The sequence below is a fragment of the Agathobaculum massiliense genome (assembly GCF_900291975.1).
Classification (GTDB): domain Bacteria; phylum Bacillota; class Clostridia; order Oscillospirales; family Butyricicoccaceae; genus Agathobaculum; species Agathobaculum ammoniilyticum.
The window spans coordinates 514,253-530,417 of record NZ_OMPN01000001.1 but is presented as its reverse complement, the minus strand read 5'-3'; the positions used below and the strand labels follow the sequence as shown (position 1 = coordinate 530,417).

The following is a 16,165-nucleotide window of genomic DNA, read 5'->3' as shown; positions in this document are numbered from 1 at the left end:
TTATGCCTGCGGCTGTCCGGCCGTCTGGTTATTTTTGTATTGACGGGGCGTTTGACCGGTTATTTTTTTGAAGATTTTGGTGAAATAGTTCTGGTCGGAAAAACCTGTCATTTCCGCAATTTTTGCCATGGAATAATGGCTGGTCTGGATATATTCGCAGGCGTGTATGATGCGCTGCCGGTTGAGGAAATCGTTAAAGGAGATGCCCATTTCCCGCTTGAACAATTCGCTCAGATAGGTGCGGTTGAGGAAAACGTGGGCGGCAAGCTGATCGAGCGACAGCTTTTCCATATAATGCGCATCAATATACTGCAGGCAGCTCAGTACGGAGGGGGACAGCTTTTTGCGGTTGGATACCGCCAGCTTCAGGAAATAGCTGATGAATGCAGCGGCGGCCTGGGTGAACTCCTCCTTGGTTGGAAGATGAAGGCAGGCGGATAAAAGGCGGTCCAGCCGGTCGAAAACCGTCGTATCGGATTCTACGGACGGACAGGCGGCGATCAGACGGTAGCCGACAACAGTAAAATATTTTTCAATTTCCTTCGGCGCGCAGAAAAGCTGATGGCTTTCTTCAATATACTGGGTAAGCGCGTCGCAGGCCTCCTGAAACTGCTGGTGGGAGAGAGCGTCGGAGATGTCCTTCAGCAATTTCATGGAAAGGAATTGCTTAGGCTCGGAGTCCGAAAGCTGGGCGCTGTCCACAACATTCAGGGAGTAATACTGCTTGAAGTGAAGTGAATCAAGCGCTTTGTTCAGGTTGTCCTGCAACTGGGTGGCCTGCCGGATGTACATTGCGGTCCATGCGGCGACTCTGCAGCCGGCCTGCCGCTCGATGCCGGCGGAAAGCGAGCCGAAATATGAGGAGGAATCGTAAGAATGACTGTATTGCTGCAGGTTGTTGCAAAACACAACGATGATTTCCCGTGTGTAAGCCAGGCATACGGCGTGAAGCCCCTGTTCATTCAATGTCAGGCTGATCATCTGCAGTATATCGGAAATACCGGCCGACGAGGGAAAGGACAGCTTGAGCAGAAAAATTGAAAGGTTCTGCGGGGAAAGCTGTGGGTCGAGTGAGAAAAGGAACGTCTGTGTGCTGGCGTTCGGCTGCGCGAGAAATTCCTGCAGGAGCAGCGACTTGTCCATCAGTTGGCTTCCTTGGGAGGGCATGTTGGACAGTGTGTGCTGAATTTTGAACTGCTGCGCTTTCTGGAGCGCGTTGGCGATATCTTCGGCATTCATTTCCGCTTTCAGGATATAGTCCGTGGCCCCTAGCCGGAGCGCCTGCTTGACATAAGAAAAGTCGTCATACGAACTGAGAATGACAATACATACCGATGGATATAGGCGCTTGACACATTCGCAAAGCTCCAGACCGTTCATAAGCGGCATTTTGATATCGGTAATAATCAGATCCAGGTCAGGGTTTTCCTGAACAAGAGACAAGGCGTCAGCGCCGTTTTCGGCCTGTAGAATTTCGAGCGTTTTTGCGGACTGCTCCAGCAAAAGCGTCATCCATTTGCGGATCAATGTGTCATCGTCCACAACCAAGATCTTCATGGTTAAATCAGTTCCTCCTGACAAGAAATAGCAGGGATATGGACAAGCACGGTGGTGCCGCCCCCCTTTTTGCTGTAAAAGGTGATGCCGTAGGGATGGCCGAAATGCAGCACGATCCGGCTGTGGATATTGATCAGTCCGACGCTGGACCGGAAATCGGACTGTGCCTCATAGAAAGAGAGGACCTTATCCGTTCCGATCCCGTTGTCCGAAATTGCGATCATGATATCCTGCTGGTAGCGCTGGACACGGATGTACAGCTTCCGGTCGCCCTTCTTGGATTTCAGGCCGTGCATCACGGCGTTTTCAACGAGCGGCTGAAGCGTAAGCTTGAGTATTTTGCAATCCAGAAGGCTTGAGTCGACATCCCAGCAAACCTCGAACGGCTTGTCAAAGGAGATTTGCTGGATATCGATATAGCATTGCAGCATCCGCAGTTCGGTCCGGATCGAGCAGAACTCCTCGCTACTGGAGATGGAGTGCCTGAGCAGGGTGATAAAGGAGCAGAGCGTATGGTCAACGGTCTGCTTTTGCTCGGTATAAACGAGAAAGCGGATAGCAGTCAGGGTATTATAGATAAAATGAGGATTGATCTGCGCGTACAGGGATTGCAGTTCAGCCTTACGCTTGCGCCGCTGCTCCTCAATGATGCTCTGCATCAGCGACTCGATTTGATTGAGCATTTCGTTGAATTCACAGGCAAGCAGGCCGATTTCATCCGAGGAGGTGACGCTGACACGCTGGGAGAACGACGACTGCCTGATGCGGTGGATCTCCTGGGTCAAAAGGTTAATAGGGGAGACGAAATGACGTGAAATAATCCAAGTGAAAGCAAAAAGCGCCAGCAAAAATAGGGAGATGACTACAAGATATAAGATACGGAAACTGATATATTCACCGAAAAGATAGCTGGTGGGCAAAAAGGTGACGACCTTCCATTGTGGCTGCGATACGGTGTTATAGGTGATATGATATTTTACATTATCGATCGAGGTTATGTATGAGCCTGCATATTGGGCCCGCGCCTGTGTGGAAATCGGAAAAACATTAAGATTGTTATAGGATACGGAAGAAATGATATTGTTGTATTGATCGAATATCGCGACCGCGCTGTGGGAGGAAAGGCTGGAGCCATACAGCTTGATCAGGTCGCTTTCCAGAAAGCTCATGATCAAAATGCCGTGATTCTCCCAAGTGTCAAAGTTTTTCAAAGCGCGAATGCTGTAAATATAATTGGTCTGCGCGTTACTGTGGATGCGGTTCAGATACTCGTCCCGCACCCACAGCGTTTGCCAGGAGTTCCGCTGCAGGTCCTGATACCACCACCTCTGCTTAATTTCCGTAATGGGAACGGTATGGTCATAAACGCCGTTCCCATATATCCGTCCGTCGTTAGCAACAATGGTGAGGTGCAGGTCTACGTCAGGGATGGAGGTGTTGTACTTCTGTTGGAGCGCAATGATGTCTCTCTGTGCTGCATTGTAACCAAGCTGGTCATAAATAATGCCGTTTTGGAGCGTGTCCTCGATCATAGGATCAAGGAAGTACAGGTTGGAGATGGAATTTATCTGGTTGAAGATCCTGTCCAGTTGTACTGAGGTCTGGTTGGACTGCTCCAGACACATACGGTCGATGGACTTTTGTATGGCATAGCTCTGATAAAGCGTCAGCGGCGGCAGGAAGATCAGCAGGGGGATAATCGTTGTCAGAGTAAGCCAGTAGAAAAGCTTTTGCCGCAGAGACAGATTCCTCATAGACAAGTGGTTTCTCATAATAAAGCTCCAAAGATGGACAAGGGGTTTTCTTCATTATAGCAATTTTGTGGAATAAGTTTTGGAATATCAAAAAGAACCAGAATATTTTACTAAAAGAGCGAAATATTATAATAAAATAATCGGGATTGCGCCAATATGATATAAATTGACAGACAGTTTTCAAAAACGCGGTTTAGGCGGCCGAATGGGGGATGGAAATGCGTCGGTTACGGTTTGGCAGGCTTGCGGCGGCAGTCCTGATGGTTGCGGCGTCTTTGCTGCCGACAGTATATTTGGATAAAAAATACGAGCTGGGCGCGCAGACAATTCGGGTAAAGCCATACGAAAAACGGGATGATACGCCATATATCAAGATCGGCGTATATGCATCGCTGACAGGATATGCCTCGCTGCTTGGCCGCATGGGGCAACAGGGGATCCGGCTGGCGGTCGAGGACATCAACGGAAGCGGTGGGGTTGACGGAAAAGAGATCTGCCTGATCGAATATGACGACCAGTCCGATAGCGAGGCCGCGGTCACGGCGGTTCGGAAGATGATAGAGGAAGATCGCGTGGATGCCATTATTGGTTCCCATACGAGCGGGAATATCCTGCAAACCACCGAGCTGACCGAACAGGCTCATGTGGTGCAGATCGGGTTGGGGACAAGCTTTGTCTGGACCGGAGTGGGAAACAAATACCTGTTCCGCTCCACAGCAAGCTCGAAGTATTTTGATGAGTTGCTGTTAAGCGCGATGGAGCGTCAGGGAGCGAAACGGATCGGTATTTTATATTCAGAGACCGATTATGCGGAGAGCGGCGCCAGGCATATGGAAGCGCTGATTGAGGATTGCCCGCAAATGGAGCTGGTATGGCTGAAAAAGCATAAGATTGACGAAAACGATTATTCTACAATGTTTATGCGGCTGAATCATATGAATATCGATTCGCTCATCCTGTACACAAGCAGCGAAACCGCCAGCCTTCAGATCCGCCAGCTGCGCCAGGCCGGTTTCCAGGGCGCGGTGTATGCGCCGGAGAGCTTTGCAAACAGTGAAGTGCGCCGTTCGGCGGGAGATGCGGCGGAGGGCGTGGTATACGCCTGCGGGTACTCCATTCCGGATTCGCCTATTGAAGCGGTTACGCCGGAGGAGAGGACCTTTTTGGAAAAATTTATCCAACGCTACGGTACAATGCCGGTGGCGGAAGCGGCCTACCGCGGCTACGACGCGATGATGCTGTTAGCGGAGGCGATGCGGCGCGCGGACACGCTGGAAAGCGAGGATATTCGGGACGCGCTGGTCAGCATAAAAGGATATAAGGGAATTGGCGGGATTTTTGACTTCACGGATGGTTCGGGAGATGGTATCCAAACCGCGCGTCTGTTCCGGATAGTCAATGGAAAACCAGCCCTCTTCACGATACAGAAATAAATACCTGTTAACCGCAAGGCAAAAAAAACCGCCCGCCGTACTTACGGCGGGCGAAGAGAAATCCGCGGCTACAGGCTGGGATCGATGATGAATTTGCCCAGGCTGCGCTCCTGCGGGCTGCCAAGGATGTCGGCAAGCCGGTCCAGTCCGCAGACGGCATGCACCATACTGGTCACATCCAAACGGCCGGAATCGATCAGATCAAGCGCGCGGCGCTGCGTATAGGGATTGATATAGGACGCTTTGAGGACGATTTCCTTTTGAAAAACGGTAAAAGGCTTAACCGCGATCGCTTCATCCGGCCTGGTCAGGCCGAACATCATTACGACTGCCTTGGGGCCGGCCAGTTCAATGGCCTGCTCGATGGTGGCCGGCCGGCCGACGCATTCGATAACCGTGTTCAGACAGAGCATGCCGTGCGCGGCGAGTGCTGTCGGCACGTCCTCGTGCAGCGGATCGATGCAGACATCCGTGCCAAGCGCTTTACCGACCGCGCGTTTACCTTCGACCGGCTCCAGCAGCGCGATACGCGACGCGCCCGCAAGCCTTGCCAGCTGCACCATAATCAGGCCGATCATTCCGCCGCCGATCACGGCGACATGGCTGCCGGGTCGGATCTCGCACATATCCATGCCGTGCAGACAGCAGGCGACCGGTTCGGTCATTGCGCCCTGTTGGAACGAAGTACCGTCTCCGAGCGGGTAAATCTGCTTTTCGTTGACTGCGCAGTATTCCGCGAAAGCGCCGTCCACAGTGGTGCCGTAGCCGGTCATGTGCGTGCAGTAATGCGCCATACCGTCGCGGCAGAATTCGCATGCCCCGCAATAGTAATTGGGATCGACGCACACGCGGTCCCCTTTGCGGTAGCGCGTGACCGCGCTGCCGGTATCCGCGATAACGCCGGAGAATTCGTGTCCCAGAACCGTGGGGGAATGGGTTTCGGCCGCGCCCTTGTCCCCTTCGAAAATATGCACATCCGTACCGCAGACGCCGCATGCCTTGACTTGGATCAGCACATCGTGCGCGCCGACGGCGGGGATGGGACGGTTCTCTATCCGGATATCATGCCTGCCGTAAAAAACTGCGCTTTTCATAACAGCTTCCTCCTCTGCAATCCGATTGTTTGGATGGTTCTATCCCTATGATACCAGCCTGCGTGGCGCAATACAATATGCACCGCGCGGGTTTTCTGTTTTCCTGCTGGGAAACGCATGGTTCAATGCGCGGGACGAGGGCAGCCCCGTCTGCCGGCGGACACGAAAAGCGGGCGGCAGTCAAAAAAATACCGCGCGGATCAGCCGGTTCGGCCGACCCGCGCGGTACCGATTGGAGGGAGACTTGTGGTTACAGGGCCAATCCCTCCACCCAGGATTTTAGCTCGGACTCGGACAGACGGCCGTTGAGCAGGCGCCCGTTGACGATTTTGGTATCAGCGGCCACGCTGCTTCGCAGGCTGTCCGCAGTCCGGCCAAGGCCGCTGCCGCCCGAGGTGGCAAACAGGATGATGGTCTTGCCCGAAAAATCGTAGCTTTCCAAAAAGCTGTTGATAATGGTGGGCGCGATATACCACCAGATAGGGAAGCCGACAAAAATAACGTCATACGCTTCGATGGGTGCGTCCGTGTCGGCAAGCGCCGGACGGGAGGCGCTGTCCTGCATTTCGACAGAGCTGCGGGAGCGCTTATTGGTCCAGTCCAGATCGGCGCGCGTATAAGGCACGGCGGGTTTGATCTCGTAAAGGTCCGCGCCAATCGCTACGGCCAGCGACTTCGCAGCTTTCGCGGTCACGCCGCTGGCGGAAAAATAAGATACCAATGCTTTTTTCATGGTCAAGTCCTCCTCATTCAGTCAGTGATTTTCCAAGCGCATAGGCCAGCTTGGGGAAACGGCTGCTTTGGGTCATGGATACGGTGCCGCAGCCAGTACCCAGGAGCATGCCTTGGTCGTTGAAATGTAAATACCTGCACAAGGTCTGGTAATGGCCGGCAAGGTCATGCATCGTCCAGTCGTTGCTGTCCCAAGCCGCTGCGATCAGCGCCGTTTTCAGATGCTTTGCCGACAGCTCGTCGTTGAAGCTGTAAAAGCGGTCGATCGCTGTTTTGAGCTGGGCGGACATGCCGAAATAATAGAGCGGCGTGACAAATACCACCATATCGGAAGCAAGGATTCGGCGCCGCAGCTCCTCCATGCCATCCTTCTGCACACAGGAGCCGGACATGCCGCAGGCGTCGCACCCCAGGCAGGGGCGAAGGTCCGAGCGCGCCACGTCAAAGACCTGTGTCTGGTGTCCGGCCTCTGTGGCACCGCGTATGAATTCCGCAGCCAACAAATTGGAGGAACCGTGCTTGTGAGGGCTGCTCTCCATCACTAAAATCTTCATGTTTCACACCTCCTCGGATCAATAGGATAATTATCGTAAGGACGGCCTTGGCGCCTTTACGACAATTTTATTATACCGCACCTCTGCAGAAATAGCGAATGCTTGTTTTCTATCGCCAGAAATACATTTGGTGCATGATCGCGCTTGCGGCCGCCCCGCGCCTGTGCTATACTGGACAGGCAGGGGGTGGAAGCGTGGAACTTCGGGCGTTGCGGTACTTTCTGGCCGTGGCCAGGGAAGAAAATATCACCAGGGCGGCGGCGCTGCTCCATATGACCCAGCCGACCCTGTCCCGTCAGTTGATGCAGCTGGAAGAGGAGTTGGGTGTCAAGCTGTTCCGCCGCAGCCAGCACAGGATTATCCTCACCGATGCCGGCGTGCTGCTTCGCCGCCGGGCGCAGGAGATCGTCGGACTGGCAGAGAGGGCCGCGCGGGAGCTGCATCCGGCGGAAGAGGTTTCTGGCGAGATCTCCATAGGGAGCGGCGACCTGAAAAGCATCAGCCTGCTGGCTGATATGCTGGCGGAATTCCATCAGGCGTATCCCCTGGTGCGGTATGTGATCTACAGCGGGAATTCGGACGGTATCAAGGAGCGTATCGAACAGGGGCTTCTGGATATCGGGCTGCTGCTGGAGCCGGTGGAGATCAGCAAATATGAGATCCTGCGGCTGCCGGTGCGGGAGAGCTGGGGGCTGTTGGTGCCGGAGGATTCGGCGTTTGCAGACAGGAAATGTGTAACACCGAAGGATCTGGTCGGCCAGCGGCTGATCCTGCCCACGCGGGAATTGATGCAGCAAGAGATGCTCCGCTGGTTCGGGCCGTATGCAGAACAGATACAGGTTGTGGCGAGTGGGAACCTGCCGTATAATCAGGCGCAGCTGGCCCGCAAAGGGCTTGGGCTTTATCTTGCGATCGAGCTGGACTGCGCTTACGAAGGGCTACGGATGCTTCCGCTATCGCCGCCGCTGGAATCCAGCACGGTTCTGGCGTGGAAAAAAACAGAATCCTTTTCAGCGGCTACGGCGGCATTCCTTGGGTTTGCTCAAAAATACATAAAACGCATATCTGACCATCCATTATAAGTATTAGACAGGGATCGGCTTTGGCCTTACAATGTAGATGTCCGTTCAGGGCGTCTACATTTTTTTATTTTGAGGGATGGGAAATGACAATCCTGGAGGCGAGCGAACGATATCAGATCCCCCTGGAAATCCTGCGGGAATATGAGCGGTGGGGGCTGTGCGGGGCGGTCAAGCAGGTGATGGGCGAGTGGCAGTATGACGATCAGGATCTGGAACGGCTGAGCCTGATCCTGACCCTGCACGACATCGGCTTTACCTCAGAGGAGGTGGAGACGTACATGCGCCTGCTGCTGGAGCAAAGAGGAACGGGAAAGAAGCGGCTACGGATGCTGGAACAGAAGCGAAAGGCCGCGCTGGACGAGATCCATTTTCGGGAAAGGCAGGTGGCGCGCATGGATGGCCTGCGGCACCGGCTTTTACAGGAGCAACAATCGACAGAGGAGGCGGAACGATGATTTTGAAAGAAACCTATGCACTGGCCAACGGCGTGGCAATACCCAAGCTGGGGCTGGGGACCTGGTTCATCCCCGACGAGCAGGCGGCGGAAGCGGTAAAAGCGGCGACCGCCTTGGGTTACCGCCATATCGATACCGCGCAGGCTTACGGCAACGAGGCGGGCGTAGGCGAGGGCGTGCGCGCCTGCGGCCTGCCGCGGGAACAGGTGTTCGTCACCAGCAAGGTGGCGGCCGAGGCGAAGGATTACGACAGCGCGGCGCATTCGATCGACGGGTCGCTCGCCAAAATGGGGCTGGACTATATCGATATGATGATCATTCACAGCCCGCAGCCTTGGGCGGATTTCCGCGGCGGGGACTATGCGGAGGGCAATCGGGCGGCCTGGCGCGCGCTGGAGGATGCGTATGCGGCCGGCAAGGTAAAGGCGATCGGCGTATCCAATTTCCTGCCGGACGATCTGGAAAATATCCTGTCGTCCTGCCGGATAAAGCCCATGGTCAACCAGGTTTTGCTCCACATCAGCAACACCGACCGGGCGCTGCTGGACTACTGCAAAAACCAGGGGATATTGGTGGAGGCCTATTCGCCGATCGCCCACGGTGAGGCGCTCAAGAATGAACAGATCACCGCCATGGCGGCAAAGTACGGCGTATCCCCGGCGGCGCTGTGCATCCGCTATGTGCTTGAGCTGGGTACGGTCGCCCTGCCTAAGACAGCGGATCCTGCCCATATGAAAGAGAACGCGGCGGTGGATTTTCTGATCGACCCAGCGGATATGGAAAAGCTGATGCGGCTCCCACCCATCGAGAGCTATGGGGAGTTCAGTTGCTTCCCCGTGTTCAGCGGCAAGTAAAAACAGGAGGGATACCATATGAAAAGCTTGGATCAAAATGCATTTGCAAAGCAGAATATATTTGGCTTGGGCGCGGAGAATACCGCCTATGCCCAGTATTTTATCGGGCAGTCCTTTCTCAACCCGCTGACACGGCCGGAAGACGGGATATTCCTGGGCAACGTCACCTTTGAGCCGGGCTGCCGGAATAACTGGCACATCCACCACGCGCAAAAGGGCGGCGGTCAGATCCTGCTCTGCACGGCGGGCGAGGGCTGGTATCAGGAAGCGGGCAAGGGGGCGGTCAGCCTGACGCCCGGGACCGTAATTGTCATCCCGCCGGAGATCAAGCACTGGCATGGGGCGAAAAGGGATGCGTGGTTCAGCCATATTGCGATCGAAGTACCCGGCGAGGGATGCAGCAACGAATGGTGCGAGCCGGTGACGGACGAAGAATACGCCGGCCTGTAAAATGTTTGCGGCCTGCGGCGCCGGACTGGATGAAGCGAAAAGGAGAGCGATCGACGATGTCTCGAATGGAAAAAGCGGAACAAGCGATAGCCAAATTGTATGGGGATACGGCTGGCGCGCTGCGGCAGAGCGATCCGGAATTTGCCGCGATCAAGGAGCGACTGATCTACGGCGAAATCTATGCCGAAGAACGGCTGGATGCCGGACTGCGCGAGCTGCTCATTCTGGTGGTGGCGGTCACAAACCAGACGATGCATGAGGTCAGGCGCCATGTCAGAGCGGCGCTCCGGTGCGGCGTACCCCCGCAGCAGATACGGGAGGCGGTCTACCAGTGCGCGCCATACATCGGACTGGGAAAAACCGAAGCGGCGGTAGAGGCGGCCAGCGAAACGCTGGCTGACAGCGGTATTCCACTGCCACTGCCCAGTGGCTACACGGTGGAGGAGGAAGGGCGGCTGGCGGCCGGCATCGCCGCGCAAAAAGCCATTTTCGGCGGCTCCATCGACGCGATGCGCGCTGCCGCGCCGGACAACCAGAAAAATATACAGGATTATCTTTCCGCCTACTGCTTTGGCGACTTTTATACCCGTGAGGGGCTGGATCTGCAGGAACGGGAGCTTTTGACCTTCGCCATCCTCTGCGCCCAGGGCGGGTGTGAGCCGCAGGTCAAAGCGCATGTGGGCGGAAACAACGCCGTGGGAAACGGCAAGGAAATCCTGCTGGGCACATTGACGGTGTGCCTGCCGTATATCGGCTTCCCGCGCACGCTCAATGCGCTGGCCTGCGTCAATGAGGTTTTGCCGGAGGAGAAATAAGGAATCATAAGATAAGGACAGCCCTGCCCGTGGACATATGCACAGGCAGGGCTGTTCGCTTGCTTTGAGGGCGGGAAGGCGCAACCCCTATCCGTCTAAAGAATAGGTAATCTTCACATTGCCCTTGCCCATGTCCGATTCTAGGGCGGAGAGGACCCCTTCCAGCCGGCCCAAACGGGTAAAGCTCCAGGAGTTGGTAGAGTAGTAAAGCACGATGTTATTGCTCTGATACAGAATAAGGTTCCCGGCCGCAGCGTCGATAGGCTCGTCGCTTTGGGACAGGATGGCGGGCGGCCCGCCCACCTTTTCAAACCCGCCGTAGTCATGAGCCTGTATGGTGAGAGAGCTGCCGTTTTCGGCCAGAAAAGCCGTGAAAGCAGCAGCGTAGGCATTATCCGCCAAGGTCGCGGTATAGGTGTGTCCGTTAAATGATACCTGAAGCTGGTCAGCGGCTTGCGCGTCCGCGGCAGGTCCGCCGGCCAGCCGGCGATGTCGTCGGGGGAGACTGTGCCGGAAAAACGCCTGCCCTCCAGCCAGACCGCACCCTCCGTCAGCTCCGGCAGACCCGTGTTGCTGTATGGCACTGCCGCCGGAGGTGCAGAAGCCTGCCACGGTTTTGACGCTCCAGTCGTAGCTTTCCGCGAAGGTGCGCGTGATCTTGGGCGGGATGCCCCACCAGATAGGACACCCCAGCAACACTACATCGTAAGACGCCCAGTTTTCCACGACGCAGCCGCCGGCAAAATCGCGGGACGGGCGGTTTCGTCCTGCTGTTCGGTGTTGGTGCGGCAGTCGCTGTTATAATCCAGGTCAGCGGCCGTATAGGGCTGTTCTGGCAGGATTTCAAAAAGGTCTGCGTTTAAGGGACTGGGCAATAGTTTCCGCAACTTCCATCGTTGTTCCGGTGGCGGAGAAATAGGCGACCAGAATCCAGCCGCCCGTTTTGGCGCCGGTGTTTCCCTCCGGCGTACTCTGCACGCCGGAATTCTGATCGCTGCCGGATACCGCCGAAGAACCCGCGCCGTTTTCCGGAAGTGGCGCTCCGCCTGAATTGGCGGGGCTGCCGAAGGCCGCGCAGGAAGCGGCCAGAACAAGCGACAGAAAAAAGTTGAAAATACGTTCCATGAGCATATCCTCCTGTTGACAAGGGTGTGCTGTTTCCGCATTTATGTGCGCCGCGCGTGCAAGGCTGGCGCAGCGGTTACAGGCTGGTCAGCACCGGATTGCGCAGGTAGTCATATATCCGACGCACTTCGCTGGGGCGGCGGGGTCCAGCATAAAGTCCCACACATCCAGGTTTTCCGCCCGCCGCTCTCGGTGGACGCTTTTGGGGATGACAGCCACGCCCCGCTGGATATCCCAGCGTAGGATGACCTGTGCCACGCTTTTACCGTGCTTGCGGGCGACTGCCGTCAATACAGGATCGGTGAACATGCCGTGCATGTCCTCGGCAAAGGGCGCCCAGGCCTCGGGCTGCACGCCCGGCTCGGCCATGATGCGCGCAGCTCCTCCTTCCGCTGGAAGTAGGGATGGCGCTCGATCTGGTTGACCATGGGCCGAGTATCCGCATTCAGCACAGGTCCATCAGCAGGGCGGCGTCAAAGTTGCACACGCCGCTGGCCCGCACCTTTCCGGTATGGTATAGCTCCTCCATAGCGCGCCGCGCGCCGTAGTAATCGCCGAAGGGAATGTGGATGAGGTACAGGTCCAGATAGTCCAGCCCCAGCTTCTGTAGAGACTCGGCAAACGCCGCTTTGGTCTTTTCAAAGCCTATCTGGTGAATGTACGCCTTGGGGGTGACGAACAGCTCCTACCGCGGATCGCCGCGCCCACCGCCTGTTCGTTTTGGTATGAGCTGGCGGTGTCAATGCGCCGGTAGCCCGCGCCGAGCGCGGGCTGTACGGTCCGGAGGCATCCCTCCCTGTCGGTGACCTGCAAGCCCCCGAAACCTTCCAGTAGCATGGTCACGCCGTTGTACAGTTTGACGGTTTGCATGCGGATGCAAGAGGCATGCGGTGCAAAAGCGGCGCCGCTTACGTCCAACATGATGACGCCGCATATAAAGCAAAATTTCTGTAAAAGAGAGATTGGTATGCGATTGCTTGGTTGACATTCTGATGTTGATATATCATGACATTTAGTGTATAATACATGACATTGCTAAGGGGAGGTATCACAAATGGCTGTTAGTTATGATAATCTCTGGAAATTACTGATAGATAAAAAACTCAAGCGGACCGATTTGAAGCAGTTGTGTGGAATCAGCAGTAACGTTCTTGCCAAGCTGGGCAAAAATGAGCCGGTATCTATTGATTCGCTTGAAAAGATTTGCTTATCCTTAAACTGCCATATTGAAGAAATCATGCAAATAGTGGAGGATAATAAGTGATGGAGCACTTTATTAAGTGTGGAGATACATTGGATTTGATTCAATCGGTTCCCAAGAATTCAATCGATTTACTTGTTACATCACCTCCTTATTGGGCAAAGCGTGTTTATAATGGCGAGGGCGAAATCGGTTCTGAAAAAACACCGGAAGCATATGTTGCTCGCCTTGCGGATTTTTTTGATGAGTTGAAGCCATATCTGAAAGACGAAGCAAATGTTTTTATCAATATAGGGGACACATTCTTTGGTTCTGGAGCAGGAGCATGGAAGAAATACCTTGATGGAGAAGGAAATGTTACGGAAGTACAGAAGGAACGAAAAGAAAAGTTTTTTACAACTAAGCCGCTTCAGCCCAAAATCAGGCAAAACGGAAAACTATATCAAAACAAACAGCTTTTGCTGATACCGTCACGGTTTGCCATTGAAATGCAAGAGCACGGCTGGCTCCTGAGAGATGACATTATTTGGCACAAGCCGAACCGTATACCTGCAAGCGTTACCGATAGATTCAATAACACATATGAGCATGTTTTTCATTTCACACTAAAGAAGAAATACTTTTTTGATCTTGACGCTGTAAAGGTTTTAGGACAAAACGGCAAAATGAAAAATCCAGGAGATGTATGGTCGATCAACACGCAGCCCCTGAATGGAGATCATACTGCAACTTTTCCAGAGAGCTTGGTTGAACAGATTGTAAAATGCGGTTCTCCGGCCGGCGGAACGGTTTTTGATCCGTTCCTTGGAACTGGCACAACATGGGTGGTATGTGAACGATTAGGAAGAAAATGTATTGGCTTTGAAATCAACGAAGGATACTTCAATTTTGCGAGCCAAAGATTTAGGGAGGCAAAAGGCAAGCAGTAATGGCTGATTATATTGAAATAAATAGCGAACGACTTTGTGACTGCAAAAAAGGGTATCTCTCCTGTGTTGAAGCAAGAGAATGGATGAAAAACCAGATTGGGGTATGGAATTTTAATTATGAACCTCGCGATGTTCGGGATAAAACAGTACACCCTGCCGTATTTCCGATCGGCCTTGCAACAAGAGTAATAGAACAATTTACCCATAAAGGGGAACTCGTTTTAGATCCCTTCTGCGGTTCGGGAACAACACTTGTTGCAGCACAGGACCTTGAAAGAAACTGTATTGGAATTGACCTGAAGCAAGAATACGTTGATTTGTCAAATAGTCGTGTTGACAATGAAAAAAACGGCAATCCGTGCAAGCAAATTGCTGTCTGCAGAGATGCAAGAACGCTTTCTGAGGTGGTCAGGCCCAGGACAGTCAAGCTATCACTCACATCCCCGCCGTATGCCAATATTTTAAATAGAGAAAGAAAAAACAAGAGCAGACGCGGTGATTTAAGAGAAAATAAACAATATCTCAAGGTGGAGCAGTACAGCCAGGACGAACGAGACTTGGGAACGCTCTCTGCTGAACAGTTTGAAACGGCGATTTGCGAAATTTATTCATCAATGAAGTCTGTCTTTTCGGAAAAGGCCCATGCTCTGATTAATATTACAGACGCATGGATTGATGGAAAAAGGGTGCCGCTGCATATCAATATCATTAATGCACTTGTAAAGGCGGGGTATGAATTTAGAAATACAATCATCTGGGACAGAAGAAATCTGGTAAATAGGATCGGTATTTTTGGTTGGCCGAGCAGTTACATCACAATGGGAACAACATTTGAATATATTCTTGATTTTACGCTTCCAGCCGAGCCTGAATCAGCACAAAAGTAAAAGCAGACAGTCTCATTTTTGTGGATGAGGCTGTCTGCTTTTTATATAATGATGAATGACGTGTTTTTCCTATGGAATGGGTTTGCAGATTGCAGAATTTCAAATTTTGTTCCGTAGCTGTGTTTAATGGGACATTCCCAGTGCGTATACTTTATCTCGAGTCTGACTCGCAGAAATATGGGGCCTTCTCCCTTTGCTTTGGTATGCTTACAGGACTCGTTCAACGCTTTCAAACAAAGTGGAAAGTTTTTTTACTGGTATACGGATATGCGGTCCTCGGTCATGCGGGGCTTTTTTTCCGAACTCGTTTGCTGGTTGATCTATGCACAACTCCATTACTACCGCACCGCTGCTTATAGCGTCGTAAATGTTTTTGGGCGAACTTAAAATGTAGGCTTCAATGAAATGAAATCGTTCGTATTCTGAGTTGGCTGGCCCTTGCGTTTCTGCAAGAACGAATAGTACCTGATTGATTTTTCCTTTCCCGCCTGTTAGATCCCAGGTTGCCAGGTATTCCTCTTCGTGATAGAGACACACTTCTGATACCCCCTGCGCGCGCAGAGTAAAACCAAGGCGATTAAATTTATTTCCGTAAATGGTTGTAAAGAGTTTACGCTTTAAGGAGTCGTCTCTGTTTGACGGCTTCTCGTAACTAAAGCGGTTAAAGATTTGCCTGGGAGTCATTCCGGAAGTTGATGTTTGGTGAAATAGGGTTAACTTACTGGTTTTACCCTTTTTCTTGCGCATTCCTTTTAACTCATATGTGCCTAAATCGGCAAGATGAAGGTTGTTTTCGGCAACACCAAATTCGCGTTCTAGTATTTGCCCCACAATTCCGTCATCAGCGCGAAACATACCTTTGGGAACGGAAATGAATCCTTTGGAATTGATTTCTTTCAGTCGTTCTATCACAGCCTCTTTGGTCCAGATATCAGCCATTGCAGTTCCTCGCTTTCTATGAATTGTTTGTCTGTTTTGCGGCTCTGCGGGCTCTGCTGCAGCCAGCCCGCTGATGCTTAGGTGAAAATTGGGCATAAGCTAAAAAATCCTTATTTTATCTTCCGATAAAATAAGGATCTATGGTGGACCTGAAGAGATTCGAACTCTCGACCTCTCGGATGCGAACCGAACGCTCTCCCAACTGAGCTACAGGCCCAAATATAAAAAATTTTTCGCTCTTGGGTGTAGCAGACTAACTGCCCTTGACAAGTAATAATTATACATGTAGAATGGAAACATGTCA

At 53.0% G+C, this 16,165-nt stretch carries 21 protein-coding genes and 1 tRNA gene; 9 read left to right on the top strand and 13 right to left on the bottom strand.

Annotation, left to right across the window (positions count from 1 at the left end):
* Both DBQ51_RS02645 and DBQ51_RS02640 read right to left on the bottom strand, forming a co-directional pair.
* Nucleotides 1-1,557, bottom strand: a complete 1,557-nt coding sequence (locus tag DBQ51_RS02645; protein ID WP_107630698.1) for a response regulator — start codon at nucleotides 1,555-1,557, stop codon at nucleotides 1-3.
* 2 nt (nucleotides 1,558-1,559) lie between these two features.
* Nucleotides 1,560-3,311 (bottom strand): sensor histidine kinase, encoded by a 1,752-nt coding sequence (locus DBQ51_RS02640; protein WP_159068047.1) that lies wholly within the window; start codon nucleotides 3,309-3,311, stop codon nucleotides 1,560-1,562.
* A 218-nt stretch (nucleotides 3,312-3,529) separates the two neighbouring features.
* On the opposite strand from DBQ51_RS02640, the gene DBQ51_RS02635 reads away from it, so the two are divergent.
* Nucleotides 3,530-4,744 (top strand): ABC transporter substrate-binding protein, encoded by a 1,215-nt coding sequence (locus tag DBQ51_RS02635; protein WP_159068046.1) that lies wholly within the window; start codon nucleotides 3,530-3,532, stop codon nucleotides 4,742-4,744.
* A 68-nt stretch (nucleotides 4,745-4,812) separates the two neighbouring features.
* Here the strand turns inward: DBQ51_RS02635 and DBQ51_RS02630 are convergent, their stop codons facing one another.
* From DBQ51_RS02630 to DBQ51_RS02620, 3 genes are all read right to left on the bottom strand, one after another.
* The gene (locus DBQ51_RS02630) at nucleotides 4,813-5,838 is read right to left on the bottom strand and encodes a zinc-dependent alcohol dehydrogenase family protein (protein ID WP_107630695.1); all 1,026 of its coding nucleotides are present in this window, start codon (nucleotides 5,836-5,838) and stop codon (nucleotides 4,813-4,815) included.
* A 250-nt stretch (nucleotides 5,839-6,088) separates the two neighbouring features.
* On the bottom strand, nucleotides 6,089-6,571 hold the full coding sequence (locus DBQ51_RS02625; protein ID WP_054326149.1) for a flavodoxin: 483 nt from the start codon (nucleotides 6,569-6,571) through the stop codon (nucleotides 6,089-6,091).
* A gap of 13 nt (nucleotides 6,572-6,584) precedes the next feature.
* Nucleotides 6,585-7,124, bottom strand: coding sequence for a flavodoxin family protein (locus tag DBQ51_RS02620; RefSeq protein WP_054326150.1), 540 nt, complete (start codon nucleotides 7,122-7,124; stop codon nucleotides 6,585-6,587).
* Between the two features lie 98 nt (nucleotides 7,125-7,222).
* On the opposite strand from DBQ51_RS02620, the gene DBQ51_RS02615 reads away from it, so the two are divergent.
* The 5 genes from DBQ51_RS02615 to DBQ51_RS02595 all read left to right on the top strand — a co-directional run bounded on the left by DBQ51_RS02615 (nucleotide 7,223) and on the right by DBQ51_RS02595 (nucleotide 10,780).
* Nucleotides 7,223-8,206, top strand: a complete 984-nt coding sequence (locus DBQ51_RS02615) for a LysR family transcriptional regulator (protein WP_307718885.1) — start codon at nucleotides 7,223-7,225, stop codon at nucleotides 8,204-8,206.
* 83 nt (nucleotides 8,207-8,289) lie between these two features.
* A complete protein-coding gene (locus DBQ51_RS02610; RefSeq protein ID WP_054326151.1) occupies nucleotides 8,290-8,661 on the top strand; it encodes a MerR family transcriptional regulator in 372 nt (123 codons plus the stop codon).
* A complete protein-coding gene (locus tag DBQ51_RS02605; protein WP_054326152.1) occupies nucleotides 8,658-9,515 on the top strand; it encodes an aldo/keto reductase in 858 nt (285 codons plus the stop codon). The genes DBQ51_RS02610 and DBQ51_RS02605 overlap by 4 nt, the downstream gene beginning before the upstream one ends.
* 18 nt (nucleotides 9,516-9,533) lie before the next feature.
* Complete coding sequence (locus DBQ51_RS02600) at nucleotides 9,534-9,965, top strand: cupin domain-containing protein (protein WP_054326153.1); 432 nt, start codon at nucleotides 9,534-9,536, stop codon at nucleotides 9,963-9,965.
* Between the two features lie 56 nt (nucleotides 9,966-10,021).
* Complete coding sequence (locus tag DBQ51_RS02595; protein WP_107630694.1) at nucleotides 10,022-10,780, top strand: carboxymuconolactone decarboxylase family protein; 759 nt, start codon at nucleotides 10,022-10,024, stop codon at nucleotides 10,778-10,780.
* Nucleotides 10,781-10,867: 87 nt separating this feature from the next.
* Here the strand turns inward: DBQ51_RS02595 and DBQ51_RS02590 are convergent, their stop codons facing one another.
* The 6 genes from DBQ51_RS02590 to DBQ51_RS17320 form a co-directional block, all read right to left on the bottom strand.
* Nucleotides 10,868-11,476, bottom strand: a complete 609-nt coding sequence (locus tag DBQ51_RS02590) for a cyclophilin-like fold protein (RefSeq protein WP_277997710.1) — start codon at nucleotides 11,474-11,476, stop codon at nucleotides 10,868-10,870.
* Between the two features lie 2 nt (nucleotides 11,477-11,478).
* Nucleotides 11,479-11,655 (bottom strand): flavodoxin, encoded by a 177-nt coding sequence (locus DBQ51_RS16985; protein ID WP_277997709.1) that lies wholly within the window; start codon nucleotides 11,653-11,655, stop codon nucleotides 11,479-11,481.
* Complete coding sequence (locus tag DBQ51_RS16980; RefSeq protein ID WP_242977807.1) at nucleotides 11,624-11,905, bottom strand: hypothetical protein; 282 nt, start codon at nucleotides 11,903-11,905, stop codon at nucleotides 11,624-11,626. Before DBQ51_RS16980 ends, DBQ51_RS16985 begins: the two co-directional genes overlap by 32 nt.
* An 87-nt stretch (nucleotides 11,906-11,992) precedes the next feature.
* Nucleotides 11,993-12,274 (bottom strand): aldo/keto reductase, encoded by a 282-nt coding sequence (locus DBQ51_RS16765; RefSeq protein WP_199855176.1) that lies wholly within the window; start codon nucleotides 12,272-12,274, stop codon nucleotides 11,993-11,995.
* Between the two features lie 76 nt (nucleotides 12,275-12,350).
* The gene (locus tag DBQ51_RS17480; protein ID WP_407923276.1) at nucleotides 12,351-12,485 is read right to left on the bottom strand and encodes an aldo/keto reductase; all 135 of its coding nucleotides are present in this window, start codon (nucleotides 12,483-12,485) and stop codon (nucleotides 12,351-12,353) included.
* Nucleotides 12,486-12,550: 65 nt separating this feature from the next.
* Complete coding sequence (locus DBQ51_RS17320) at nucleotides 12,551-12,826, bottom strand: aldo/keto reductase (protein WP_199855175.1); 276 nt, start codon at nucleotides 12,824-12,826, stop codon at nucleotides 12,551-12,553.
* 133 nt (nucleotides 12,827-12,959) lie between these two features.
* On the opposite strand from DBQ51_RS17320, the gene DBQ51_RS02575 reads away from it, so the two are divergent.
* From DBQ51_RS02575 to DBQ51_RS02565, 3 genes are read left to right on the top strand one after another with little or no spacing between them, the layout of a single operon-like run.
* The gene (locus DBQ51_RS02575) at nucleotides 12,960-13,169 is read left to right on the top strand and encodes a helix-turn-helix domain-containing protein (RefSeq protein WP_054326157.1); all 210 of its coding nucleotides are present in this window, start codon (nucleotides 12,960-12,962) and stop codon (nucleotides 13,167-13,169) included.
* A complete protein-coding gene (locus DBQ51_RS02570) occupies nucleotides 13,169-14,035 on the top strand; it encodes a DNA-methyltransferase (protein ID WP_107630693.1) in 867 nt (288 codons plus the stop codon). The genes DBQ51_RS02575 and DBQ51_RS02570 overlap by 1 nt, the downstream gene beginning before the upstream one ends.
* Nucleotides 14,035-14,922, top strand: a complete 888-nt coding sequence (locus DBQ51_RS02565; RefSeq protein WP_107630692.1) for a site-specific DNA-methyltransferase — start codon at nucleotides 14,035-14,037, stop codon at nucleotides 14,920-14,922. Before DBQ51_RS02570 ends, DBQ51_RS02565 begins: the two co-directional genes overlap by 1 nt.
* A 207-nt stretch (nucleotides 14,923-15,129) precedes the next feature.
* On the opposite strand, the gene DBQ51_RS02560 is transcribed toward DBQ51_RS02565, so the two are convergent.
* Both DBQ51_RS02560 and DBQ51_RS02555 read right to left on the bottom strand, forming a co-directional pair.
* A complete protein-coding gene (locus DBQ51_RS02560) occupies nucleotides 15,130-15,957 on the bottom strand; it encodes an MvaI/BcnI family restriction endonuclease (RefSeq protein ID WP_107630691.1) in 828 nt (275 codons plus the stop codon).
* A gap of 45 nt (nucleotides 15,958-16,002) precedes the next feature.
* A tRNA-Ala gene (locus DBQ51_RS02555) sits at nucleotides 16,003-16,078 on the bottom strand.
* Nucleotides 16,079-16,165 lie beyond the last annotated feature (87 nt).

Coding starts and splice junctions, on each gene's coding strand:
- DBQ51_RS02625 (WP_054326149.1), bottom strand. CDS start 6,571: ATGAAAAAAGCATTGGTATCTTATTTTTCCGCCAGCGGCGTGACCGCG.
- DBQ51_RS17320 (WP_199855175.1), bottom strand. CDS start 12,826: ATGTTGGACGTAAGCGGCGCCGCTTTTGCACCGCATGCCTCTTGCATC.
- DBQ51_RS02595 (WP_107630694.1), top strand. CDS start 10,022: ATGTCTCGAATGGAAAAAGCGGAACAAGCGATAGCCAAATTGTATGGG.
- DBQ51_RS02645 (WP_107630698.1), bottom strand. CDS start 1,557: ATGAAGATCTTGGTTGTGGACGATGACACATTGATCCGCAAATGGATG.
- DBQ51_RS16980 (WP_242977807.1), bottom strand. CDS start 11,905: ATGGAACGTATTTTCAACTTTTTTCTGTCGCTTGTTCTGGCCGCTTCC.
- DBQ51_RS02635 (WP_159068046.1), top strand. CDS start 3,530: ATGCGTCGGTTACGGTTTGGCAGGCTTGCGGCGGCAGTCCTGATGGTT.
- DBQ51_RS02600 (WP_054326153.1), top strand. CDS start 9,534: ATGAAAAGCTTGGATCAAAATGCATTTGCAAAGCAGAATATATTTGGC.
- DBQ51_RS02570 (WP_107630693.1), top strand. CDS start 13,169: ATGGAGCACTTTATTAAGTGTGGAGATACATTGGATTTGATTCAATCG.
- DBQ51_RS02615 (WP_307718885.1), top strand. CDS start 7,223: ATGCTTGTTTTCTATCGCCAGAAATACATTTGGTGCATGATCGCGCTT.
- DBQ51_RS02565 (WP_107630692.1), top strand. CDS start 14,035: ATGGCTGATTATATTGAAATAAATAGCGAACGACTTTGTGACTGCAAA.
- DBQ51_RS02640 (WP_159068047.1), bottom strand. CDS start 3,311: ATGAGGAATCTGTCTCTGCGGCAAAAGCTTTTCTACTGGCTTACTCTG.
- DBQ51_RS02560 (WP_107630691.1), bottom strand. CDS start 15,957: ATGCCCAATTTTCACCTAAGCATCAGCGGGCTGGCTGCAGCAGAGCCC.
- DBQ51_RS02620 (WP_054326150.1), bottom strand. CDS start 7,124: ATGAAGATTTTAGTGATGGAGAGCAGCCCTCACAAGCACGGTTCCTCC.
- DBQ51_RS16765 (WP_199855176.1), bottom strand. CDS start 12,274: ATGGCCGAGCCGGGCGTGCAGCCCGAGGCCTGGGCGCCCTTTGCCGAG.
- DBQ51_RS02630 (WP_107630695.1), bottom strand. CDS start 5,838: ATGAAAAGCGCAGTTTTTTACGGCAGGCATGATATCCGGATAGAGAAC.
- DBQ51_RS02610 (WP_054326151.1), top strand. CDS start 8,290: ATGACAATCCTGGAGGCGAGCGAACGATATCAGATCCCCCTGGAAATC.
- DBQ51_RS02605 (WP_054326152.1), top strand. CDS start 8,658: ATGATTTTGAAAGAAACCTATGCACTGGCCAACGGCGTGGCAATACCC.
- DBQ51_RS02575 (WP_054326157.1), top strand. CDS start 12,960: ATGGCTGTTAGTTATGATAATCTCTGGAAATTACTGATAGATAAAAAA.